At 36.8% G+C, this 24,655-nt stretch carries 22 protein-coding genes; 10 read left to right on the top strand and 12 right to left on the bottom strand.

The genetic code is table 11. The features are described from left to right. Positions 1-99 precede the first annotated feature (99 nt). From ftsZ to J2Y40_RS11330, 4 genes are all read left to right on the top strand, one after another. Positions 100-2,022 (top strand): cell division protein FtsZ, encoded by a 1,923-nt coding sequence (gene ftsZ, locus J2Y40_RS11345; protein WP_309998999.1) that lies wholly within the window; start codon positions 100-102, stop codon positions 2,020-2,022. Positions 2,023-2,108: 86 nt separating this feature from the next. Continuing rightward, positions 2,109-2,555: a GatB/YqeY domain-containing protein gene (locus tag J2Y40_RS11340; protein WP_153396660.1), complete on the top strand. Its 447-nt coding sequence runs from the start codon at positions 2,109-2,111 to the stop codon at positions 2,553-2,555. Between the two features lie 423 nt (positions 2,556-2,978). Then, the gene (locus J2Y40_RS11335) at positions 2,979-3,389 is read left to right on the top strand and encodes a BrxA/BrxB family bacilliredoxin (RefSeq protein WP_153396662.1); all 411 of its coding nucleotides are present in this window, start codon (positions 2,979-2,981) and stop codon (positions 3,387-3,389) included. A 104-nt stretch (positions 3,390-3,493) separates the two neighbouring features. Further along, complete coding sequence (locus tag J2Y40_RS11330) at positions 3,494-5,008, top strand: GH3 auxin-responsive promoter family protein (protein WP_309998996.1); 1,515 nt, start codon at positions 3,494-3,496, stop codon at positions 5,006-5,008. Between the two features lie 230 nt (positions 5,009-5,238). On the opposite strand, the gene J2Y40_RS11325 is transcribed toward J2Y40_RS11330, so the two are convergent. Both J2Y40_RS11325 and J2Y40_RS11320 read right to left on the bottom strand, forming a co-directional pair. Then, the gene (locus tag J2Y40_RS11325; RefSeq protein WP_153396666.1) at positions 5,239-5,457 is read right to left on the bottom strand and encodes a hypothetical protein; all 219 of its coding nucleotides are present in this window, start codon (positions 5,455-5,457) and stop codon (positions 5,239-5,241) included. A gap of 2 nt (positions 5,458-5,459) precedes the next feature. After that, on the bottom strand, positions 5,460-5,660 hold the full coding sequence (locus tag J2Y40_RS11320; RefSeq protein ID WP_153396668.1) for a hypothetical protein: 201 nt from the start codon (positions 5,658-5,660) through the stop codon (positions 5,460-5,462). A gap of 472 nt (positions 5,661-6,132) precedes the next feature. Between J2Y40_RS11320 and J2Y40_RS11315 the strand changes: the two genes are divergently transcribed. After that, entirely contained in the window at positions 6,133-7,971 is a 1,839-nt protein-coding gene (locus J2Y40_RS11315; protein ID WP_309998992.1) for an AraC family transcriptional regulator, read from the top strand. Between the two features lie 82 nt (positions 7,972-8,053). Here the strand turns inward: J2Y40_RS11315 and J2Y40_RS11310 are convergent, their stop codons facing one another. The 10 genes from J2Y40_RS11310 to J2Y40_RS11265 form a co-directional block, all read right to left on the bottom strand. Further along, positions 8,054-8,464 (bottom strand): hypothetical protein, encoded by a 411-nt coding sequence (locus J2Y40_RS11310; RefSeq protein WP_153396672.1) that lies wholly within the window; start codon positions 8,462-8,464, stop codon positions 8,054-8,056. A gap of 30 nt (positions 8,465-8,494) precedes the next feature. After that, complete coding sequence (locus J2Y40_RS11305; RefSeq protein ID WP_309998990.1) at positions 8,495-8,854, bottom strand: hypothetical protein; 360 nt, start codon at positions 8,852-8,854, stop codon at positions 8,495-8,497. A 4-nt stretch (positions 8,855-8,858) separates the two neighbouring features. Then, positions 8,859-9,833, bottom strand: coding sequence for an endonuclease/exonuclease/phosphatase family protein (locus J2Y40_RS11300; RefSeq protein ID WP_153396676.1), 975 nt, complete (start codon positions 9,831-9,833; stop codon positions 8,859-8,861). Between the two features lie 77 nt (positions 9,834-9,910). After that, positions 9,911-10,915: an endonuclease/exonuclease/phosphatase family protein gene (locus J2Y40_RS11295; RefSeq protein ID WP_153396678.1), complete on the bottom strand. Its 1,005-nt coding sequence runs from the start codon at positions 10,913-10,915 to the stop codon at positions 9,911-9,913. 9 nt (positions 10,916-10,924) lie between these two features. Beyond that, positions 10,925-11,653, bottom strand: coding sequence for a rhomboid family intramembrane serine protease (locus J2Y40_RS11290; protein ID WP_153396680.1), 729 nt, complete (start codon positions 11,651-11,653; stop codon positions 10,925-10,927). A gap of 2 nt (positions 11,654-11,655) precedes the next feature. Beyond that, positions 11,656-13,443: a DNA mismatch repair endonuclease MutL gene (mutL, locus tag J2Y40_RS11285; RefSeq protein ID WP_153396681.1), complete on the bottom strand. Its 1,788-nt coding sequence runs from the start codon at positions 13,441-13,443 to the stop codon at positions 11,656-11,658. A 238-nt stretch (positions 13,444-13,681) separates the two neighbouring features. Beyond that, positions 13,682-14,509: a YoaK family protein gene (locus J2Y40_RS11280; RefSeq protein WP_153396683.1), complete on the bottom strand. Its 828-nt coding sequence runs from the start codon at positions 14,507-14,509 to the stop codon at positions 13,682-13,684. 31 nt (positions 14,510-14,540) lie between these two features. Further along, complete coding sequence (locus J2Y40_RS11275; protein ID WP_153396685.1) at positions 14,541-15,035, bottom strand: hypothetical protein; 495 nt, start codon at positions 15,033-15,035, stop codon at positions 14,541-14,543. Positions 15,036-15,309: 274 nt separating this feature from the next. After that, on the bottom strand, positions 15,310-16,710 hold the full coding sequence (locus tag J2Y40_RS11270; protein WP_153396687.1) for a HAMP domain-containing sensor histidine kinase: 1,401 nt from the start codon (positions 16,708-16,710) through the stop codon (positions 15,310-15,312). A gap of 3 nt (positions 16,711-16,713) precedes the next feature. Further along, complete coding sequence (locus J2Y40_RS11265) at positions 16,714-17,421, bottom strand: response regulator transcription factor (RefSeq protein ID WP_153396690.1); 708 nt, start codon at positions 17,419-17,421, stop codon at positions 16,714-16,716. A 213-nt stretch (positions 17,422-17,634) separates the two neighbouring features. Between J2Y40_RS11265 and J2Y40_RS11260 the strand changes: the two genes are divergently transcribed. From J2Y40_RS11260 to J2Y40_RS11240, 5 genes are all read left to right on the top strand, one after another. Continuing rightward, positions 17,635-18,204, top strand: coding sequence for a helix-turn-helix domain-containing protein (locus J2Y40_RS11260; protein WP_153396692.1), 570 nt, complete (start codon positions 17,635-17,637; stop codon positions 18,202-18,204). Between the two features lie 423 nt (positions 18,205-18,627). Continuing rightward, positions 18,628-21,453 carry a TonB-dependent receptor gene (locus J2Y40_RS11255; RefSeq protein ID WP_153396694.1) on the top strand — a complete coding sequence of 942 codons (2,826 nt, stop codon included), beginning with the start codon at positions 18,628-18,630 and terminating at the stop codon, positions 21,451-21,453. Positions 21,454-21,462: 9 nt separating this feature from the next. After that, positions 21,463-22,758 carry a DUF5690 family protein gene (locus J2Y40_RS11250; RefSeq protein ID WP_153396696.1) on the top strand — a complete coding sequence of 432 codons (1,296 nt, stop codon included), beginning with the start codon at positions 21,463-21,465 and terminating at the stop codon, positions 22,756-22,758. Positions 22,759-22,772: 14 nt separating this feature from the next. Continuing rightward, positions 22,773-23,927 (top strand): TIGR03364 family FAD-dependent oxidoreductase, encoded by a 1,155-nt coding sequence (locus tag J2Y40_RS11245; protein WP_309998982.1) that lies wholly within the window; start codon positions 22,773-22,775, stop codon positions 23,925-23,927. 6 nt (positions 23,928-23,933) lie between these two features. Beyond that, positions 23,934-24,602 carry an HAD-IA family hydrolase gene (locus J2Y40_RS11240; protein WP_153396700.1) on the top strand — a complete coding sequence of 223 codons (669 nt, stop codon included), beginning with the start codon at positions 23,934-23,936 and terminating at the stop codon, positions 24,600-24,602. Positions 24,603-24,655 lie beyond the last annotated feature (53 nt).

Raw genomic sequence — 24,655 nt, 5'->3', positions numbered from 1 at the left:
GATAAATATTATCAGAAATAGCAGGAGATTTATTATCTTAAACTAAATAAAACATTTATCAGCCATCGTTATCAGTTATCAATTATTAAAAATATAGTTATGGAAAATATAGGTACACAAGGATTTTCATTTGATTTGCCAAAAGGAAATTCATCCATTATAAAAGTGATCGGTGTAGGTGGCGGCGGAAACAATGCTCTGAAACACATGTACGAGAAAGGAATTCACGGAGTAGATTTCGTGATCTGCAATACAGATGCCCAGACTTTAGATAATAACCCTGTTGCCAACAAAGTACAGTTGGGAACTACCATCACTGAAGGCCTTGGTGCCGGCGCTGATCCTGAAGTTGGAGAAAAATCAGCTATTGAAAGCATTGAAGATATTAAAGCTGCTATGGGCCAGAACACGAAAATGGTGTTCATCACTGCCGGAATGGGTGGTGGTACAGGTACAGGAGCCGCTCCTGTTATTGCTAAAGTAGCCAAAGACATGGGAATTTTAACGGTAGGTATTGTTACCGTTCCTTTCAGCTTTGAAGGAAAAAGAAGATTAGATCAGGCTGAAAACGGCCTTGATAAACTAAAAAATAACGTTGACTCATTAATTGTCATCAACAACGATAAGCTAAGACAGCAGTTTGGAAATCTTGGATTCAAACAGGGATTCTCCAAGGCAGACGAAGTTTTAGCCAATGCAGCCAAAGGAATGGCAGAAGTTATTACGGGATATTTTGATGTAAACATTGACTTTAGAGATGCTAAATCAGTGCTTCAGAATTCCGGTACAGCTCTGATGTCTACAGGAACAGCTTCCGGAGAGAATAAAGCTGAAGAAGCCGTAAGAAAAGCTCTTGACTCCCCGTTATTAAATGACAATAAGATTACAGGAGCCAAAAATGTACTGTTACTGATCAGAAGTGGCGCAGAAGAAGTTACCATGGATGAAATAGGTATCATCATGGATCATATTCAGAAAGAAGCAGGAAATACCGCTGATATCATCTTCGGAGTTGGTGCAGATGAGGAACTGGGAGATGCTGTAAGTGTTCTTGTTATCGCTACAGGATTTTCCAATGAGAACAAAAAATTTGCAGGACCTACAGAAAAAATCAGAATCAGTCTTAATGACAATTTTGATGCTCCAAAATCTTCACCATTCAAAACAAGAGAAGAAAGAGAATCTGCTCCTGAGGCAACACACGATTTTGGCAGAAAAAATCTTTTCAGATTAGATGACGAAGACCATAACACTCCACAGTTTGGTTCTACATCTATTGAAAAAAAAATGATCATTGAGGAAGAGGAAATTAAAACAGAAATTAGATTTACAGACAAAGAAGATACCCTGAATACTCCTGAACAGGCCTGGAAAAATGAGGAAGAAAGCAGCCAGGACGCCTACAACCTGTTTTCTATTGATGATGAAGAGGGTGAAGATCCAAACGATTTAGAAATCCAGTCTTTCTCATTTGACTTTGAAAATAAAAAAGATGAGCCTCAATCAGGAAGCACTTTCAATACCTCTTTTTCAGAAGAAAAGCCTGTAGAATTCAGCTTCTTTGTAAACCAGCCTTCATCCAATGAACCAAAGACTGATTTCGGGCAGCCTAAGGCAGAATTCAATGCACCTGTAAGTACTTTGACTGAAACACCGGTTCAACAGACTGAAACGTTCTTCCAGACAAAACAGGAAGAACCAAAAGTTGAAATCAAACCTGCAGTTGAGCATACAACAGAACTTGAAACTCCGAAAACGGAAGAGTCTGAATTCACGTTTGTCAATAAAGCAGTAGATCAGGAAAGAGTATTGGAAAGAAGAAACAAGCTGAAAGAGTTCAATTCAAGATATCAGAGTTTTGACAGCTCCAGCGAATTTGAATCTATTCCTGCTTTCAAAAGAAAAAATATCTCTATCGACGGAGTCAATGCCTCAGACCAGAACATCAATACCTATCTGTCTGATAACAACGGATCTATGCAGGTGAGAGAAAACAGATTTTTAAATAAAGACGTAGATTAATGCTGATGGCAGATAGCTACTAGCAAATGGCTTTAAAAGTCACGTCAAAGCGAGCAGCTAACTGCCAGAAGCCAAAAGCATAAAACATGAGTTTAGAAAATACCATAAGTGAAGCTATAAAAACAGCCATGAGAGCAAAAGACAGAGTTGCTCTGGATTCTTTGCGTGCTGTAAAATCTCAGATCTTACTTCTGCAAACAGAAGCAAGAGGTGCTGAAGTTTCTGCAGAGCAGGAAATTGCAATTCTGCAGAGAATGATCAAACAACGTAAAGACTCTTTTGAACAGTTTGCTGCACAGGGAAGAAATGACCTTGCTGAAGTAGAAGAAGCACAGATGAAAGTGATTGAGCAGTTTCTGCCAAAACAGCTTTCCTTAGAAGAACTGGAAACAGAGATTAAAAATATTATTTCAGAAACCGGAGCCGAGTCTATTAAGGACCTGGGAAAGGTAATGGGAGCAGCTTCAAAAGCATTAGCCGGAAAGTCTGACGGAAAAAGTATTTCCGAGATGGCTAAAAAACTCCTTTCTTAGTTGGCCGTTGAAAAACACCAACCTATTTATAAGGATATCCAACCTTTGCATATCGATTTGATTAAAGAAGCCCGAAATTGTTTAATTTCGGGCTTCATTTTTGGGATATTCAAGATTATTAATTTCAGTTTAATAATATCTAAAACTGAAAAAGAGCTCATTCAACTGCCTCTTAGGCTGTATTGAATAATTTGTTTGCCTGAGGGAAAGCCGTAATTGTTTTTTTCATGGTCCTTTGTTTTTCAGAATCATTTCAAATTTAACAATTATTTTTCATTATTTGTTATTTTATTTTATATTTTTTCAAATATTATTGAATTATTAATATTTAATTAATTTTCTATGCCTAAACCATTGATAGTTTTTATGTATTGAACAAACGTAAAGAATTGCTTAACTTTGTAGGGATAAAAAACAAAATATATGTATCCAACAGATTTAGTAATGCCTATGAAGGCTGAACTTACAGATAAAGGTTTCGAAGATCTAACAACTCCTGCTCAGGTAGAGGGAGCATTAAAGCAGTCAGGAACCACCCTATTAGTGATCAATTCTGTTTGCGGATGTGCTGCCGGAGCTGCAAGACCAGGTGTAGTATATTCTTTGACAGGAGATAAAAAACCTGATCATTTAACGACTGTTTTTGCAGGATATGATACTGAAGCAGTAGTAGAAGCAAGAAAACACCTTGCTCCGTTCCCTCCAAGCTCTCCATGTGTAGCGCTTTTCAAAGACGGAGAATTGGTTCATATGCTGGAAAGACATCATATTGAAGGTAATCCTGCCGGGGCTATCGCTGCCAATCTTCAGGCTGCTTATGATGAGTATTGCTAAGAAACAATAATCTAAATAATAAACCGTTACAAATTTTGTAGCGGTTTTTTTATTTCATGCTATAAAAATTTTCTGAAAATCCAAATATCATTATATTTGTTGAAATGGCAACAAAGGCACTCTTCAATACGGTAGTCAACTGGTTTATCCGCCAAAGGATAGATCAGATACAGAATTTCATGAACCATCCTATTGAAACCCAGAAAGGTATACTTTTCTCTCAGCTCTTCCATGCGGAAGATACAGAGTACGGAAGAATACACGGTTTCAATTCGATTTCAAGTTATCAGGACTTTAAAAACAAGGTTCCGATTGTAACTTATGAAGATTTTGAACCGTATATAGAAAAGGCAAGACAGGGCTGCAAAGACGTAAGCTGGCCCGGATATATCAAGCATTTTGCCAAATCCTCCGGGACAACGAATGCCAAAAGCAAATTCATTCCCATTTCAGCAGAGAGCCTTGAATACTGTCATATGAAAGCCGGGAAAGATATGGTTTCCATCTATGCCAATAACCATCCCGAAAACCAGCTTTTCACCAACAAAAATTTACGCCTTGGGGGAAGTTCTGAACTATATGCAGATTTCAACACTAAATTCGGGGATCTGTCTGCTATTTTGATTGATAATCTTCCGTTTTGGGTGGAAATTACCACCATACCCAGCAAAAAAGTTTCCCTGATGTCTGAATGGGAAAGTAAGCTTAAAGCCATTACTTCAGAAGTAAAAAATGAAGATGTAGGAAGTATCCTTGGGGTTCCGAGCTGGATGATGGTTCTTCTGCAAAGAGTTTTAAAGGAAACAGATGCGGAAAGCATTTCTAAGCTGTGGCCTAATTTAGAGGTGTTTTTTCACGGCGGAATCAGTTTTAAGCCCTACAGGGAGCAATACAAACAGATCATCGGAAAAAACATCAATTACTACGAAATTTATAATGCTTCTGAAGGCTTCTTCGGAATCCAGGACCGCTCGGATAGTGATGAAATGCTGTTGATGCTGGACTACGGAATTTTCTATGAATTTATTCCTATGGATCAGTTTCATTTTTCAAATCCGAAGGTTGTTAGTCTTGAAGACGTAGAAATCGGGAAAAACTATGCAATGGTTATTACCACAAATGGCGGACTTTGGAGATACCTTATCGGCGATACCGTTGTTTTTACCTCCATCAGCCCGTTCAGAATAAAGATCACAGGAAGAACCAAACATTATATCAATGCTTTCGGGGAAGAGCTCATGATTACCAATGTAGAATCTGCTCTTTCCAAAGCCTGCGAATCCACAGGAGCCTCTATTGCAGACTTTACAGGAGCTCCGGTTTTCATGAAAGGAGATGAAGGAGGTGCCCACGAATGGATCTTTGAATTCAACCGGCACCCTGACGACCTCGATCGTTTTATTGATGCCTTTGACCAGCATCTTAAGACCATCAATTCTGATTATGAAGCCAAAAGATATAACAACATAACCCTGAAAAGGCCGATTGTACATATTGCTAAAGATAATCTGTTCTATCACTGGCTGGAATCCAAAGGAAAACTTGGCGGGCAGAATAAAGTGCCAAGATTAAGCAATGACCGGGAATATATCGATCCTTTACTGGAAATGAATAAATAAAAAACTACCGCAAATGAATTTGCGGTAGTTTTTTATAAATTAGCCTGTCTTAAGTTATGAATCCGATTTCTTCATAAAAAAAGACATAAAAACAGCAAATAAAATACTGCTTAGCACTAATACAAAACCACTCTTCCCAGTAATTTTATAATCAGAATTGAGGAAACAGTTCAATCCTGAATTGATAGAGAAGAATACAATTATTAGCATCAGTTTTTTCAAATTCATCACTATTTAGATTTCTTTAATAATTTTGTTACGATAACAATTCCTGCAGCAATGCTTCCTCCGAAAAAAATTCCCCATGAGAAAGATTTTTTAATATATTCCTGTATTAAACCTGCATTATCCGCAGAGAGCATGGTATAGACGGACGAATCCAAAAAACGTATCAGAGCAATAATAAACAGAGCTACAAACACAATCATTGAAATATTTTCTTTTTTCATGGTTATTGATTTTTATTCGTTTTGAACAGGGTAAGTACTAAAAGGGAGCTAAACAGTATAAAACCTAAAGCACTGCAGTAAAATTTCCAGCCATTGGGAAGGTCTATGTTTTTATAAGCAGTAAGAAAACTGTATACTGTCATAAAAGCAAGCATGACCAAACCTGAAATTCTGGTAGTTGTAAGCATTAATTTGTTTTTCATAGTCGTTAAAGTTTATTTTTTTTAATGTTATATAATTATGTTTTATTTAAAACTTATAAAAGGTTGGAAGATAGAAGAAGGAGGCTGGAAGTCACTTTTAGTTATAGATAACGAAAATGTCTGTAAAAATCAAATTAGCTAAAAAAGATGGCAACCTATTATTGATGACCTTCAGAACCCCCATCTTCCATCTCCCGGATTACAAGCTCTAAATCAAAAATTCTTATCCCGAACTGAGGTTAAAATGGTATTCCTTTCTGTTGTTCCAAATATATAATCACAAGTTTTCTAAAAACAAATTTTCCTTTTTACGCAGTATGCAAAAAATTAAAATATCTTTGTTTAAAACCACAAAAAGCTTCGCAAATAGGAAAAAATAATTTTGAAGACAGAAAAAACAAAAAAATAGACCATTGATAATCAATACATTTTAAAAGAAATGCAGGTAAACAAAATATTTCCTTATTTTGAAATGAAAACATTAAAAAAAAGAGAAAAAAAGTATTTTAATTTACTTTTATTCAATATTCTTATATTCTTATTGGGGGCATCTTTTAGACAACAAGAAGATAACTCTTCAAAAAAAATAGATTTTGAAAGTCTCCGAAACAAAATATCAGTCATTTCGAAAGATAGAAAACAAGCATTTTATCTCACTCAAAAATATATAGAGCTCGCAAAGAAAAATAACCAGGTTGAAGAAGTAATAACAGGCTATGGATTTGCCACAACGTATGCTCCTGATAGTGAAAAAGCAAAATATGGAGATAGTTTAATTATAGAGTCGGTCAAAACTAAAGACAATCGGTATATCGGTATGGCCTATGCCAGTGCCGCCAATGCAAATTTTAAAAATTACGACTATAAAAAAGCATTGGAAATGGCGATAATAGCCGATGATTATCTTAAAAATGATACTTCTAAAGAGTTCGCTTATGAAGGGCTGTTTACCATTGCCCGGCTTAAAAATAAAATCGGGGATAATATTGAGGCACAGAAGATAGCCAATGAAATATATGAATATTACAAATGGAAAAAGGAAAAGAAAAACACCGCTGATATTAGATCTTCCTATATTTACACCTTAAATACTTTAATAAGAATAAACTCTGCAATCAATAATTTTGGCCAGAATACTATTCTATTAAAAGAAGGTTATTCATTTATTGAAAACAATCAGGATGTTGCTTTTTATTTGGCAGATTTCATCTCATCCGATGCGTTTAATGAGTATTCGCAAAGAAAATATTCTTCTGCTATTCAAAAATTAGAAAAATCTTTAAGTTTATACAATGATTCTGATAACCATTTCTATGAAAAGTTTTATCTGGGAATGTGCTATTGGAAATTAGAAGATGATGAGAGAGCTCTACCTTTTTTTCAGGAAATCATTGATGATTATAAAAAAACAGGGAAAATATCTTTAGAATTTCGTCCATCATTTGAGTTTTTTATAGATTATTATAAGAAGAAAGGAAACAGAGAAAAGCAGCTCATTTCAGTAGACGAGCTTTTGCAATACGAGAAAAAATTTAAAGAAGAACAAAATAATATTGCTCAGAAATTAAAGACGGATTATGATGAAAAAAGGCTTGTAGAAGAAAAAGAAAACCTGCTCTCCGACCGGAAAAAAGAACGCTGGAGCTTTATCAGCGTAGGAATCTTAGGAATTATCGCTGCTACAGGTTTTTTCATGTATCAGAACAAAAAGAATAAAAGCCTGCAGCAAGCCATTCAAGCTGATGTTGCAGAAGAGTTGGATAATACGGAATCGTCCGGAATAGGTGATAAGGATAAAGAAGAAATACCTTCTCTAAAAACGACTATAATTTACGAAAAAGAAGAAAACAATCCATCAGAAATAGCTCCTGAAGAGGAAATTCCCATTGTTTACAGCTTACAAAATCAACAAAAAAACAATCCCTTGGAAATTGATTATGAAGCTTATTTACCTATCAACAAACACACTGTTAAACAGCTCCTTAAAAGCTTAGCTGATTTTGAAAAATCCAATAAATATCTGGCTTCAGACTTAAGATTAAATACTCTTGCTGAAAAATTTAATACGAATGATAAATACCTGAGCCGTGTTATTAAAATAAAAACAGGAAAAAATTTCAACAATTATATTAGTGATCTTCGCTTCGCCCATCTTGAAAGCATTTTAAAGAGCGATACTGATTTCAAAGAAAAAAAAATAAAAGAAATTGCTAAATATCTTGGATTTGGAACTCCCGAATTTTTCGCTACTGCTTTTAAAGAAAAATATGGCAAGACACCAAGAGAGTATTTTGAAAACCCTGACCTTTAAATTTGTTTCTATTCTATTAAAATAAAACGCACAAAAGCCCAAAATTGGGCTTTTGTGTGTTTTAAATAGAAATTATATTAATTTATTTCTTTAAGTCTTCTTTTACTTTCTTAGCAGCTTCCTCTACTTTTGATGCACCTTTTGCTGCGGCCTCTTTAGCGTCTTTTCCGGCTTCCTGAACTCCGCTTTTAATATCTTTTCCTACTTTATCAAGATCCTGCTTTGTTTTATCTGCAGTTTCATCAATTTTATCTTTAGCTTTCTGAGCAGCATTGTCTATTTTATTTCCGGCTTCATCTACCTTTGTTTTTACATCTTCTTTGGCTTTATTAATCTTAGAGGTATCCACACCAGGGCCCTCCGTTACGGTTGTAGAAGTAGTAGTTACAGATCCGTCCGGATTTTCAACCTGCTCTGTTTTAGTTGTTGATTTTGTACACGATACTACAGCCAGTGAAATCATTACGATTGCGGCTAAAACTTGTTTTTTCATATTATATATTTTTTAAAGTTAAATGATATTCTATTGTGTTTTGTTCTCAGCTGCGGGAGAAGCTGTTTCTTTCTGCTTTTTCTCAGCATCGGCCTTTTTCTTCTCTTCTTCCTGTTTCTTTTTATTTTCTTTTTCCAGCTCTGCTTTCAGTTTTGTCTCTTCATCCTGAAGTTTTTTAGCCTGTACTAAAGAATCCTGATATTTCTGTGAAGACATCCTGATCTTACGGACAATATCTATTGATGTTGCTCCATTTGAAAAAGAATCAACAGCTGTTGTATCATAATTCATCTTTACTTCCTGTTCTCCTTCAAAACCGCGAGTTTCTTTCTTTGAACAGGCAGCCATAAACAGCAATATAATAAAAAGTACAGCAGATAAATTTTTCATGGAACTAATTTAGCAGAAATTCAGCAATTACCGGATAATGATCCGATAATTTTACAGACTGATCCACTTTATAGCTTAAAGGAATAATGGATTTTGAGGTGAAGATATAGTCAATTCTAAGAGGAACCTTATAATCATGAAAACTGGTAGATATTCCGTTTCCTACGGTGAGAAAAGCATCCTGAAGATCTTTTCCCAGACTATAATATTCATAAGAATTCGGTACAGAATTGAAATCACCCGCCAGAATTACCGGATAAGGAGAGAAATCAATAACCTTTCTGATTTTTCTGATTTGTTCTTCATGGGCTTTAAACGTTGGCGTCATATGAGAAAGCAGGGTTGAAATTTTATCTTTCTGTTTTCCAAAACCATCAAACTGAAACATAGATTTATGAAGTCTGAAAGGTTCCAGATAAACGTTTACCACTCTTATGATTTTTCCATTGATATCAACATCTGCATAAAATGAATTCCCTCTTGAATTATCCTGAATCAATTCTTCCTGTCTAACAATCTTATGTTTTGTTTTAAGAATTACGGTAGGATATTTTACAAGATCTTTTCTTATAGCTCTGTTCGTGTCTTTTTCCTGAACCAGAATAATATCGGCATTCTGATCCTTGATATATTTTTTTACTTTATCCCAGCCAAAATCACCGTATTTCACATTGAATGTAAGCACTTTAATATCTCTGATTGTTCTTACATTGGCTGTTTTGGGAGTAAAATTCACCCATCTTCTTATTGGATTATAGAAAACCAAAATTCCCAAAGCAAATACAATGGCTATTTTTTTTCTTTGAAATACCCAGATCAGCGTCATCAAAATATAAGTAATAATCAGGTAAGGGAAGCCCAAAGAAAGCAGATTAAGATTTCCCAAAAGATTAGGTGGAATCCATGCATTCCCTAATGTGCACAGCAATAAAACGGCAACGGCAATATGTAGAAATAGCAATATCTGGTTCGGCTTCATGAAATAACGATCTAGGTACGGATTTTTTTAATCAAAAACCCTACCAAGCCGATAAATTTTAACTAATTTTATGATTATTAGTTCTTTAATGAAAAAGTTGCGACCACAGGATAATGATCTGAAAACTTTACAGTACGGTCTACTTTATAGGAAATAGGCTGTATGGATTTTGAGGTAAAGATATAATCAATCCTGATTGGAAATTTGTAATCATGGAAGCTCGTAGCACTCCCTTTTCCTGCTTTCATAAAAGCATCTTCCAACCCTTCAGATAGATGATAATATTCGTAGGAATTCGGCACTGAATTAAAGTCTCCCGCCAGAAATACCGGATACGGAGACTGATCAATTCCCGTCCTGATTTCACTCACCTGATCCTGATGCTTTTTAAAAACCGGAATAAGCTTTTTTACAATATCCCGCAGCCTTCTCTCATCCTGTTCTTTATCACCATCCATCTTCACCATCGACTTATCAAATTTATACGGTTCCAGATAAGCGTTAACAAAACGATATACCTTTCCTCTGATTTCAATATCAGCCTGGCTGGCATAAGCATTATTCAGGTCATAGTTTCCTTCAATCAGACTTTTAGTATCTACTATCCTGTGTCTGGAATAAAAAGCAAGAACTCCGTTATTATGTGTAATTTTAACTTTTGACATCCCTTTTATTGTAAACTCACGTCCTCCATCTTCCTGAAGCACAATTACATCTGCATCCATTCTGTTCAGGTACTGCTCTATTTCCTGAGCTCCAAGAACTCCAGCTTTTATATTAAAGGTAACCACTTTGATATCATCTGAACTGCTTTTCTTATCAGGGGAATAATTGATCCATCTTTTAACGGGGCTGATAAAAATCAACCCAACCAGCATAAACGCAAAAGTTCTTTTTTTCCAGCTGAAAAGCCAGAACAGGGTACAGATGATATAAGCCGCAATAAGAACGGGAAATCCTAACGAAAGCAGATTGAACCACGGAAATATCTTAGGCGGAATATAAGCATTCATTAAGGTTCCCAACAACATGAACAAAATGCCCAAATGCAGGATAAGTACGATGAGGCGGAAAACTTTCACAGCAGGTCTTTAATTGAATCGGTACAGATGCTTCTTCCAGTTTCGTGCCAGAATCCATCCCACCAATGCTCCTCCCACGTGAGCCAGATGAGCAATTCCTCCTCCATTTCCGGAAACTCCAAGGTATACAGAAACTATAATAACAATAGGCATCAGATATTTTACTTTTATAGGAACCGGAATAAACATCATCATAATCTTTGAATCCGGATAAAGGGTTGCAAAGGCAGCCACCACTCCGAAAATTGCACCAGAAGCTCCTACCATTGGAGTTGCTACAATACCTCTGAAGTTTTCCAGCAGTTCTTTTTGTCTCAGGACAGATTCTGCATTTCCTGAAAATTCAACGCTTGCGCCCGACAAATATGCATTTACATTAAACCCCAGTTGTTGTAGTTCACGGGTATATTGCTGTGCTTCAATAAAATTCCATCCGTTAAAGAGGAAAAAAGCTCCTAATCCACTTACGAAATAAAGGATGAGATATCTTCTTTCTCCCAAGGTCTGTTCCAGAATAGGCCCAAAACTATACAGGGTCAGCATATTAAACAGAATATGCATAATACTTCCATGCATAAACATATGGGTAATGATCTGCCATGAATGGAAGAACGGAGAAAAAGGATAAAATCCGGCAAGGTATTCTATGGCCTTACTTCCCAGAAAATAGGAACCAATAAATACGATGATATTGATTATGATAATATTTCTTGTAATGGGCGGTATATTGTTAAACATCTTTAAAATTTGTTTTTAAAATCATTAAACGGAACTTCGTAGAAGCATCTTTTCCCATCCGGTAAAAATTCCGGGAAACCTAATGCTGTAAAGTCTTTAATCACCTGTTCCGCATCTTTTTTATAAATAAAATCGAATCTTGATTTCGACTGCATTTTGCTCCATTGGTTATGATAATAATGCATGAACTCTTCTTCTGTTTTATATTCCAGGATCTCAAACAGGTTTTCGAGGAACTTCATCGCCTGTGTTTCTTTCAGCCCTTCCGGAAGTGAATCTATTCTGAGTACACTTTCATGGGCAATTTTCATTTCGAACCCCAGTTCCGGAAGATATTTTTTGAAAGCATTATATTTTGTCTTCTCTATTTCATTCATATGATACTCCAGAGAAAACAGCAGCGCATGACTGTTTGTATTTGATTTTCTGGTGGATTTGTTATTTTCCGAAACCAGCAGTCTGTGCATTCTTCCCAGATCCAGCATCAGCGTCACATCTCCTTTATTGAACAGCCAATACCCGTTCGGAAGCCTCATCAGGTCTTCATCAAAATCTTCATCTTCAAACAAATTGATCTTAGAAGGTTCTGCAGTGATATTCTGATGATACATTTCCGTAAGATTCTGAATTTCTTCCGGCTGTACATTTCTTTCTTCCAGAAACGGATTATAATCTTTATCAACAATAATTTCAGGCATCTTGATCATTCCCCCGCCTCCACCATTGCCTTTGCTTGGGATAGGTTTGTTCATCATTTCATCCAGCTCCGGATCTCTGTCGAAATCAAGACTTGGAGAAACGTTATAAATTCCCAAAGATCTTTTAATGGTTGAACGCAGTAAAGCAAAAATAAGGTGTTCATCCTCAAATTTCACTTCTGTTTTCTGCGGATGAATATTCACATCTATTTTCCCCGGATCCAGTTCCAAATAAAGGAAAAAAGAAGGAACGTAGCCTGGTAACAGCAATCCTTCAAAAGCTTCCTGAACCGCTTTGTTAAAGTATGGGCTTTTGAAATACCTTCCGTTAACGAAAAGAAACTGTTCGCCCCGGTTTTTTTTAGCACCCTCCGGTTTTGCAACAAATCCGTGAAGCTGGCACCAAACAATATCTTCTTTAATAGGGACAAGCTGTGGCTGAAGTTTTCTTCCGAACACATCAACGATACGCTGCATCTGGCTTCCTTTTCTCAGTCTGAAAACGGCTTCATCATCATGAAAAAGAGAAAATTCCAGGTTTTCATGAGCCAATGCTACACGCTGGAACTCATCAATCACATGACGGAATTCAACATTATTATTTTTAAGGAATTTTCTTCTTGCCGGAACGTTATAAAACAGGTTTTTCACCATAAAGTTGGAGCCGTCTGCGGTCTGCACCGGGTCCTGAAACTGGAAAACACCTCCTTCAATGTAGATATTGGTTCCGATTTTGGCATCATTCTGTTTGGTTTTCAGTTCAACCTGAGATACCGCAGCAATAGAAGCCAGAGCTTCCCCTCTGAAACCTTTGGTAGCGATCTTAAAGATATCCTCTGTTCCTTTGATTTTGGAGGTAGCATGTCTTTCAAACGCCATTCTGGCATCTGTCTCAGACATTCCTTTTCCGTCATCAACTACCTGGATCAGGTTCTTGCCGGCATCTCTTACGATCAACTCTATTTTAGTTGCTCCAGCATCAATAGCATTTTCCAAAAGTTCTTTCACTATGGATGCAGGTCTCTGCACCACTTCCCCTGCCGCAATTTGGTTCGCTACATGATCCGGTAAAAGCTGAATAATATCTGACATAAAACGTGTAATCAACTTACAAAAATAGTCAATGAAATCGGGAATTAAAAGATTAAAGCCGTGAATTACTATTTAAATTATCAACAAATCAACAATCCTGCCGGAAATGCCGCTGGCAGAAAACCTTTGACAGTCTGTCTTCATTAAAAAAGAACAGTCCTCTGATTGCTCATAACAAACAGAGGACTGATTCACAGCTAGTTTACACAAAAAATAATACTGATATTTACTTTATAATTTAGTCTTCAAAGACAAGCTTTCTTTTTTCCTTTCTGTTAGGAATTCCGTGAATTTTGTCATACAGATAGGCCAAAATGTTCGGTTTTTTATAAATTCTGCTGTATCGGTATCTCGTATTGAAGTGTCTTACATGAATTTTGTAAGCATCATATCCGATGACGATCAGAAGACAGACACTGATGACATAAAACACTCTAAACTCGAGGTAATAATAGGTCAGTCCTGAGAATACCGCTCCTAAAACATAGGCCGCCATAATACTCATCAACAGTTTTGCCCTTCCGATCAGTTCTCCGTTTTTACGGTATTTTTTCTGGGTAAACATGGAGAGTAAAATTCCAAGGTCGGTAGTGGTTCCCGTAAGATGGGTTGTTTTTACCGAGAAATTGGAAATACTTGCTGTGAGACCATTTTGAAGTCCCGTGGCAAAAAGCATCAGTGCGACCAGATATTCTGTTTCTTCCAGTGTTTTCTGATAATACAGCTGGCCGTATACTCCTACGAACAAAAGACATATAATCTCTAGTACGATTGGCATTGCATGAGCAAAATATTTACTTTTTTTATTAAAGTTGATGACGATGAAGTTGGACAGGAAACTTCCAAAGAAGAATAAGAAGATCCACCCTCCTACTACTGCTACCTGCGTCCAGTTGGCTTTACTGATCTCTGCCGCTAAAATGGCGTAATGTCCCGTTACGTTAGACGTAAATGAGAGGAAAATCAATAGAGAAGCTATATTTATAGTACCTGCAGTGAATGCAGTCAGCGTTCCCAATCTGATGTTGTCTCCCAACGTTCTGCTGTTACTATAATTTCTTAACATTTTTTCTTTTTTTAAATCGTGGGTTTATTTTTTAGGCTTCAACAAAGATCTCAGCCAGTCTTCCTCTTTCCGGAAGCCTTTCAGGAACTTCTACTTTAACTTCCTGAGACTGCAGTTCTTTACATTTTTTGATATAAGGAATAAGGTCGAATTTTCCTTTTCCTTTACTTTTAATAGATGGAGAATAGTAAGCCTCCTCAATATTCTCTGCTTTCACATATTGGTTGAATGTTCTCTGAAAGCTTCCAGTGAAAATATCACAGACGATCTTATCGACTAAATGCGGGTATTTATTCCTGATGATACCGTAGGCGTCACAAAATTCTTCCGGTCTTATCTTACTGAATATGGTACTCTTGGTATTGAATAAAAGATCCCTGATAGAATCTCCCTGGTCATATCCTGAAACAAGAAGTATTTTATACTGATTCTGATCTTCCTGTGAATCTTTCTCTTTCAGTACTTTTTTCAATATGTTTAAAGACTCAAGAGAGTAATCTGTTGCAATTAAAATTGTTTTAGCCATGTTCTTTATGATTTTGTTTTGTGTTGATCTTTTTTGATGATACAAAACTAGAACGGCCAGATTAGAAGATCTTTGGAATGGAATTAAAATGTGATTAAAGAGATTAAAATGAGATTAGAAAATTGTTAACGGGAGTTAACATGGCGGAAAAGGAGACGGTATTATTATTGAAAATCAACTACTAAGATTTATGCACCAATAAGAAATAAAGGAGCTGTTTCTACATCTAAAATTATAAATACGCTTTAAAGAAATCAAAGAGGCACTTTGAAATTTACCCTTCCGGATACATGCTGTAAAAATTCGGGAAGCGCATCTGTACGGTGGTTCCGTGGTTTTCGTGAGAACTTACGATCAGTTCTCCCTGATGCATTCTTACGATATTTCTGGCCAGAGGAAGCCCGATTCCATAACCTTCATAGTTTTTGGTATTGGAAGCTCTGAAAAACGGATCGTAAATCTTATTCATTTCCTCTTCAGGAATTCCGATCCCGTTGTCTTTTACGATAATGTATACATCGGTATCTGTAGCTCCAAGCGATACTTTCACCTGCTGGAAATTGGAATATTTACAGCCGTTACTGATGATATTGGCTACCGCGAGGTGTAAAAGCTGTTCGTTGCCCTGCACTTTCAGTTTTTTAGGATTATCAGGAAGCATACTGATATCCAGATAGATATTATTTCTTGAGTCTATTTTCCTTAGTGTTTCGATAACATCCCATAGCAGCTGATCAATTCTTACCTTATCCATTTTCTGGATCTTACCGTCAAAACCGGTTTGTGCAATCATTAATAGTGCTTTGATCTTTCTGTCCAGCTTTTCAGCTTCATCCAGAATGATTTCAAGGGTTTCTTTGTATTCTTCTGCTGTTCTGCTGATGGAGAGCGCAACATCTGCTTCGCCCATAATTGAGGTAAGCGGTGTTCTTAGTTCATGGGAAACATTTCCGATCAGGTGATTCTGGGTTTCAAAGGAGGTTTCAATGCGGTTGAGCATTCCGTTAAAGGTATCCACCAGCTCATTCAGCTCCTTATTATCAGGCTGTGCCTCCAATCTCAGGTGAAGATTTTCAGAACTGATCTCCTTTACTTTTCCTGTAATTTTCAGGATCGGCTTAAATAAGGTTTTAGACAGATAAAAAGAGAAGATCATACTGAAAAACAGGGACAGTACAATACAGGTAATCAGTGTTCTTTTTAAAAACCCGAGGTAATAAATAACATAGTGGTTTTTAGCTGAAGCAATGGCAATGTAATCTTTATCATCATACCTGAAAGTCTGGCCTATGTAGTAAAACTCTTCATCGTTATAATTGGCTTCTCCTTTTTTTACGATGTTTTTGAAAAAAGAATCCGGGATATGTACCTCCTTAGAGATCTTTGTGAAATTGGAATCCGAAGGAACAGCAAAAACATAATCCCTTTCCATGGGAAGTTCTTCGTCATTCAGGCTGTTGAGAATATAGTTTTCCGGAAGATCAAGGTGGTCTTTACTTTTTTCGATCTGTACAATAGTAGCCGTACGAATCTTCAGCAACTCATAAAACCTCTGATGTGAAAAGTTGACGATTGAAAAGTAAACCAAACCGCTGAACAGCAAGATGATGGCCGTAAAAACCAACATCAGAAGCACCATCGTTTTGGTCTGATTTGTGACAACTTTATTAAACATTCATTAAGGCTTTTTCAAAACATATCCCATTCCTATTACCGTATGGATCAGCTTATTATCCTCGTGACTATCCAGTTTTTTTCTTAAATAATTCACGTAAACATCCACAACATTGGTTCCCAGTTCATAATTAACACCCCAGACGGCATCCAGAATTTCTGCTCTGGAAATCACTTTTTCAGGATTGTTCAGAAAATACAGCAGCAGCTTATACTCTGTAGAAGTCAGTGAAATATCTTCTCCTGCACGGGTTACTTTTTTAGTATAATCATTAACGACAAGATCAGAAAACTGAAATACATACTCATTATCAGGTTCCGGTTCTGCTACTTCCTGCGGCACATGATTATGACTTCGTCTTAAAAGAGATTTTACACGCGCTACCAGCTCTATGAATTTGAAAGGTTTCACCAGATAATCATCTCCTCCGCTTTCCAGACCCAGAACGATATTTTCTGAGGTTCCCAATGCCGTTAAGAATAAAATAGGAACACTCTGATTGGTTTTTCTTATTTCTTTGCATACATCCAGACCATTCATTTCCGGAAGCATAATATCCAGGATAACCAGATCAAAATCATTAGCCTGTACCAGCTGTACACCTGTACGCCCGTCAAAAGCAACAGAAACTTCGTATCCGTTTTCCTGAAGTCCCTTTTTTATAAAAGATACTACACTGGTTTCGTCCTCGATGAGAATAATCTTTTTCATTGAAATAAGGAATTCCACAAAAATAGGAAAATTTTTTCTGGAGACCGGGAGCCAAACAACAAGAAAGTTAAGATTCCGGTTTTAAAGCAACCTCCGATTGAATAATAATTTTGAGTGAATTGATCATCTCCTCCACACAATCTATACAGAATAATATTACCTTTGTCTTCCATCTTATGGTGAAAAAAATAATTCAGGTTAAATGATAATAGTATGAATGACTTTTTAATAGGTATCGGTAAGCGATTAAAGGATATTAGAAAAAAGAATAATTTAACCATCAATGAACTGGCCTTTAAAGCCAATGTGAGCAACGGCCTTGTTTCCCGGATTGAAAACGGAAGAACAATTCCCTCTCTTCCTGTTTTACTTGACCTGATTCAATCTCTGGAAATTGATGCCAGCTATTTCTTTGAAGGTGTAGAGAAAAGATCTCATGCTAAATTCATTTATGTTCCCAAAGAAAGCCAGCAGGTCATAGAAAAAGAAGTTGAAGCTGAAGGCTTCAGATATATGCACATTTTCAGTAAAAGCCTTCATTCTTTAGGTTTTGAAGCTGTGCTACTAACTCTTGAACCTCATTCCAAAAGGGAAAAAGTGATTACCGATGCCTGGGAATTCAAATATATTCTGAAAGGAGAGGTAAAATATATCATTGATAATGAAGAAATTATTTTAAAAGAAGGAGATTCTTTATATTTCAACGGTAAATTCCCGCATGTTCCGGTAAGCATCAGTAATGAAAGCTGTGTAATGCTTGTTCTCTACTTCTATACTGCTTAATAAAAGTAAACTTTCTCTCAGCGTTTGATATTGATCCTACATAAATTCTGTTAACTTCTTCAGGCAGAATTACATTTTTATATTCACTTTCTTTAGAAATCCAGCCAATCATTTTTACAAAAAGTTTACTATTTGTAAACTTTTGAAATCCTGATTTTATTCAAAATGAACTTTATATTAACAAAAAAATGAATTTCTTCTAAAAACGAAAGTCTTTCAACCAATCTATCAACAAGTCCAAAACATCTTAATATAAAGGTATTTAAAATAAATTTCTAATTCTTATCTCACTTTTACAATACTTTTTCAGGTAAAATAGAAGTAACAAACGGCCTGAATTTATTAAACAATACTTAACATAAAATATTTATATATATTAAAATTATTAGCGTGATTTGCATGAAAAATTTAATATATGTAAAAATGAAAACAAATTTAGAGAAATTACTTACCCTTGTTTTTGTCTGTTTTATCATTTTTGTTTCAGCACAGAAACAGTTAATTATAGGAACAGTTCTGGATGACAGCCAGCCTTTACCAGGTGCCTCCGTTAAAATAAAAGGTTCATCTAAAAATATAACCACCGATGTTGACGGAAAGTTTACCATCAATGACATCAAAGAAGGTCAATACACCTTACAGATCAGCTATATCGGCTATGAAACCGCAGATATAGAGATTAGTATAAAGCCTGATGAGACGGCAGATCTTGGAATGATAAAGCTTTCCCAACCCCGAAAAAATATTGATGAAGTGGTAGTAACGGGAACTTTAAAGAATACCGAAGCAAGAGCTTTAAATCTTCAGAAAAATGCCATCAACATTACCAATGTTATTGCCTCCGACGGAATCGGAAAGCTTCCGGACAGGAATGCCGCAGAAACTGTACAGCGTGTACAGGGAGTGTCTATAGAAAGGGACCAGGGAGAAGGAAGATTTGTTTCATTAAGAGGACTCCCTCCCTTCTGGGCTTCTACAACGATCAATGGAAACAGGCTTCCAACCGCTGAGGAAGAGACTACTTCAAGGGCTACAGCCTTCGATTTTTTCCCTACAGAACTCATCTCTTACGTACACGTTAACAAATCTTTCACTCCCGATCTGGAAGCAGACGGAATAGGAGGAGGAGTAAACTTTATTACCAAAACCCCTCCCATGAAAACGGAATTCAGGGCAACGATCGGAAGCGGATATAATGCCAAAGCAGATAAGGGAGTTTATAATCTCGGCCTTTTATACGGCGGAAGAACAAAGGATAAAAAGTTTGGGTATTTATTTAATTTTGCCCACTTCATCAGAAACTGGTCTACCGATAATTTTGAAGCTCGGAGAAGTGGTGATGAAGGTGTTTTCAGAATGGAGCTGCGTGATTATAACGGAGTCCGGAAAACAACTGGGATCAATGCCGCTTTTGAATATGTGCTGTCTCCCAAAACGACCTTCTACGTGAAAGGAATGTACGGAACTTTATCTGATAATGAAATGCACTATAAGCACAGAGTCAGATTTGATAAATTCAGTGCAGCGAACAATACCGCCAGAGTAGAGCTTCAGAATATTCATAATCTCCTGATCACCCAGCTTACTTCTGTTTCTGTAGGCGGAATTCACAATTTAAACAAAGGGAAAATTGACTGGGATTTATCTTATTATGATAATCAGTTCAAATACGGAAATATCCCGGATAAGCAAAACAATTCTTATTATGTGATTAAATATACACAGTCCGGAGTAGGCATTAATGCGGATTATATGTCAGACCGCGGAAACGGCCCGAGAGCTTACTGGAAAGCAGATGGAGGAAAATTAGATTACAAAAACCCGGATGCTTTATTTGGTTTTTACAGTGATCCGAATTTCAAAATGGACGCTTCACAAATGAAATTCACTGATCTTGAATTCTATAAGGTTTTTGTACAGGAAAAAGATAAGATCGTTGCAGGATTCAATCATGAAATCAATACTTCGGATAAACTTACTTTAAAATACGGTTTCAAGTACAGAGATAAGGAACGTAATGCAAAGTTCTCTGATATTTTCTATACCTGGAGCAATGGAACAGCACCTTTTCTTTCAGATTACGCCCAATACATCACCACCCAGCCCAACGCCCCTAAATACCTCAGTGATATGAACGTACATTTCGGAAACACCTTTGGGCCTGTACTTTCTGCCGGAGGAATGAATCAGTTCTGGTATGACAACCAGGGAAACCTGAAAATCAACACGGCAGATTCTGAAGCCCTGGAATATAATAAAGCATTAGGAAGAAACTTTGATGTTTTTGAAAAGCATGCCGATGCCTATGGAATGGGAACGTACAAAATCAATGATAAAATTACGGTTTTAGGAGGAATCAGGTTATCCAATACCAATACCCGCGTAAAAGGTTATAATGTAATTGATAATGTGTTGACTCCTGTAGAACATACCAAAAATTATCTGGCTGTTCTTCCTATGCTCCACCTGAAATATTCCTTAAATGATAAAACCAATCTTCGTTTTGCAGCAACAAGAACTTTTTCAAGACCGAATTTCGGAGATTTAACACCGGGAGGAACTTATATTGAAGCTGATAACGAATTCAAAGGCGGAAATCCCAATCTTAATCCAACGTATTCATTGAATTTTGACCTGATGGGAGAATATTATTTCTCAAATGTCGGAATCCTGAGCGGTAGTATTTTCTACAAATCCATTACCGACCCTATTTTCCAGGATTCTTTTATCGGAAACTATAATGGAATGACCGGGGTACAGTTTTCTGCTCCGAATAACGGAAGTGCAGCATGGCTGGGTGGTATTGAATTGGGCATCAATAAAAGGTTTGATTTCCTTCCCGGATTCCTTCAGTATTTCGGAACCCAGGTCAATGCCACTTTCATGACTTCTGAAATGGAAAAACCCAGCGGAAGAAAAGTAAAACTTCCCTATCAGGCTAAAGAACTCTATAATGTACAGCTCTTCTTTGAGAAAAAGGGATTCAATGCAAGGCTGGCTTATAATTACAAAGGAAAATATGCTGTAGAATATGCAGAAGAGGATCTTAATGACTCTTATTATGGAAAATACAGCAGTCTGGATTTCGGTGGATCTTATCAGCTTACCAAATATCTTTCCCTGTATGCTGACGTCAACAACATTCTGAATAAGCCTCTGATCTATCATTTCGGAAAAAATGAAGACCGTCCTGAGCAGGTAGAATATTATGGAGTGAGATGTAACCTTGGTATTAAACTGAATTTTTAAACCACAGTAATGATCAAAACCTCCCATCAAAAAACAATGGTAATTCTGAAAGCGGCCTTCGCTGCTTTCGGAGTCTACTTCTGCATGTATGGTTTCAGGAAACCGTTTACTGCCGCCTCTTTTGAAAGCCTTTCTTATTTTGGGGTTGACTATAAGATCCTGATCATCATTGCCCAGGCAGTAGGATATTTTATTTCAAAATTCATTGGCATCAAATTTATTTCTGAACTGAAACCGGAAAAAAGGATCGTTTATCTCTTCGGATTTATTACCGCTGCCGGGCTTGCCCTTCTTGGATTTGCTGTTGTTCCTGCTCCTTATAATATCATCTTTATGTTTTTCAACGGGATCCCATTGGGAATGATCTGGGGAATTGTTTTTTCCTATATCGAGGGGCGTAAAGCTACAGAAATCATCGGGTTATTTTTATGTTCCAGTTTTGTGGTGTCTTCCGGATTTACGAAATCGGTCGGGAAGTTTTTAATGGATACGTTCCATATTTCAGAATTCTGGATGCCTTTTTCTGCCGGACTTGTTTTTATTATTCCCCTGATTATTTCCGGGTTGCTTCTTGAAAAAATTCCGCAGCCTTCTGAAGAGGATATACTACTTAAGAATAAAAGGCAGCCCCTTAACGGCGCTGAGAGAAAGAAACTGATCCGAAGATTTTTCATTCCTATTACCTGTATCATCTTTCTGTATGTATGCTTAACGGTTTTGCGGGACTTCAGGGATAATTTCAACCGTGAAATCTGGGACGGAATGCATTTCAAATTCGACAGTTCTGTTTTCACATTAACAGAAATCCCGATCGCAGTAATGGTACTGCTGATCTTAAGCCTGATGGTAAGGGTAAAAAACAATAAGAAAGCATTTGCTTATTATCACTATATCCTTTTGGCCGGAATTCTTACCGTGGGGTTTTCAACATACCTATTCCAACAGAACCTGCTGTCTCCTTTTTTATGGATGACGGTCTCAGGATTCGGGATGTATATCTGCTATATTCCTTTTAACGGAATTTATTTTGACCGGATGATTGCGGCTTTTGAAATGAAAGGAAATGTTGGTTTTCTGATCTATACCGTAGATTCATTCGGGTACCTCGGAAGCGTTCTGGTGCTGCTTTATAAGAATTTCGGTTCTTCCCGTACCTCATGGCTCAATTTTTATATCGGGCTGAATTATATTATTACAGCCGCCGTATTCATTCTTTCGGTGATTGCTTTTCTGGCGTTCAGAAAAAAGCATAAGCCGAAATCAAACTCTAACCCATTCATCAATTTCGATACTTCGAAAATTTAATAAATTATACCAAAATGACAGCAAAATTTGATTTAATCGTTGTGGGAGGCGGAATTTTAGGAACATTCCATGCTTATCATGCTCTGAAGAAAAATCTTAAGGTAGCTTTACTGGAAAGAAACTCAATACCTCAGGGGGCTACTGTAAGAAATTTCGGACAGGTAGTTCCATCCGGAATGGACCTTAAATGGCAGAATTTCGGAAGGGAAAGCCTTGCCCTTTATAATGAACTGCATCAGCAGGCAGATCTTACCATCAGAAAAAATGGCTCAGTATATATTGCATCCAATGATGAAGAAGTTCAGCTTATTGAGGAACTCTATGAGATCAATCGGAATAATGATTATAACTCTGTTCTGCTATCCAGGAATGAGTGCATCAAAAAGTATGATGGACTGCGCTCGGATTACTGTAAAGGAGGTCTCTTTTTCCCACAAGAACTGTCTGTAGATTCTGCTGATATGATTGTAAAACTTCATCAGCTGCTTCGGGACAAAATGGGATTACAGATCATTTATAATACGACTGTTGTTGAAACGTATGAAGACGATCAGAAATGTGTCGCTATTACAGCTGACGGAGAAAAATATCTGGCTTCCAAAATTATTATTTGTGGCGGACATGAGTTTAAAACATTATATCCTAATGTATTCAATGAGAGCGATCTGGAAGTAAGTAAACTTCAGATGCTTCAGACCAAACCTCAGGGAATTTATTCTCTTCAGGGAAATATTCTGACCGGGCTTTCCATCAGACGGTATGAGTCATTTAGTGAATGTCCTTCTTTCCAGAAAATCAAATCGTTAGAAGACCCCAATTCATTTGAGAAAAAATACGGAGTTCATATGCTTTTCAAGCAGGCACTGGACGGCTCAGTCATTCTTGGAGACTCTCATGAATACGCAGATGCTAAAAATGCAGACGACCTTGGTTTTGATCTTAATATGGAAATTGATGAATTCATGATCCATGAGGCCAGAAAAATCATAGATCTTCCTACTTACGAGATTCAGAGAAGATGGTTTGGGGTCTATTCACAGTGTAAAACGAAAGATATTTTCGAACATAGCCCTTCTCCGAATATTCATATTGTAACAGGAATCGGAGGAAAGGGAATGACGGGAAGCGGTGGCTTCTCAAAGTTTAACATAGAAAAAATTTACGCATAAATTTCAATGAAAAATATAGAATTACTGGTTCTGGATATGGCCGGAACAACAATTAATGAAGATAATGTAGTCTACAAAACGCTTACAGAAGCCGTTAATGAGCATGGCTACACCGTTAGTTTAGATAAGGTTCTTGTAAGCTGTGCCGGAATGGAAAAACTGGAAGCCATTACCAACCTGCTGAGAGAAATTAACGGAAATGAAGAAGATGCCGTTATTATTTTTAAAATTTTCTCTGAAAAATTAAAACAGGCTTACCACAACCTTGATGTAAAGCCTATCAACGGAACCGAAAATTTCTTATTAAAAATGAAATCCCTGAATAAGAAAGTTGTGCTTAATACAGGGTATACTTCTGAAATTGCCCAGCAGCTTCTAAGCAAATTACAATGGAAAGAAAATATTCATTTTGATGCTCTGATTACAGCGGATGATGTTTCGGAAAGCAGACCAAGCCCTGAAATGATCAATCTGGCTATGAGGAAATTCAATATCGCTGAGCCTGGCAGCGTCTTAAAGGCAGGAGATTCCGTCATTGATATTGAGGAAGGTAAAAATGCTGGCTGCGGATTGACCATTGCTGTTCTTTCCGGTGCACAGAACAGAAAAGAGCTTGAAAAGGCAGAACCTGATTATATCTTTAATACCATATCTGAGGCTGAAAGCATTCTTTAAACTTTTCTTTCAACAGTACTTATTTTATTCAGCCTCAATTTAATTTAAACACA

It is taken from the genome of Chryseobacterium sp. 2987, assembly GCF_031456375.1.
Taxonomy (GTDB): Bacteria; Bacteroidota; Bacteroidia; order Flavobacteriales; family Weeksellaceae; genus Chryseobacterium; species Chryseobacterium vaccae.
Note: the sequence above shows the minus strand (reverse complement) of the source record. Positions and strands in the feature narration are given on the sequence as shown.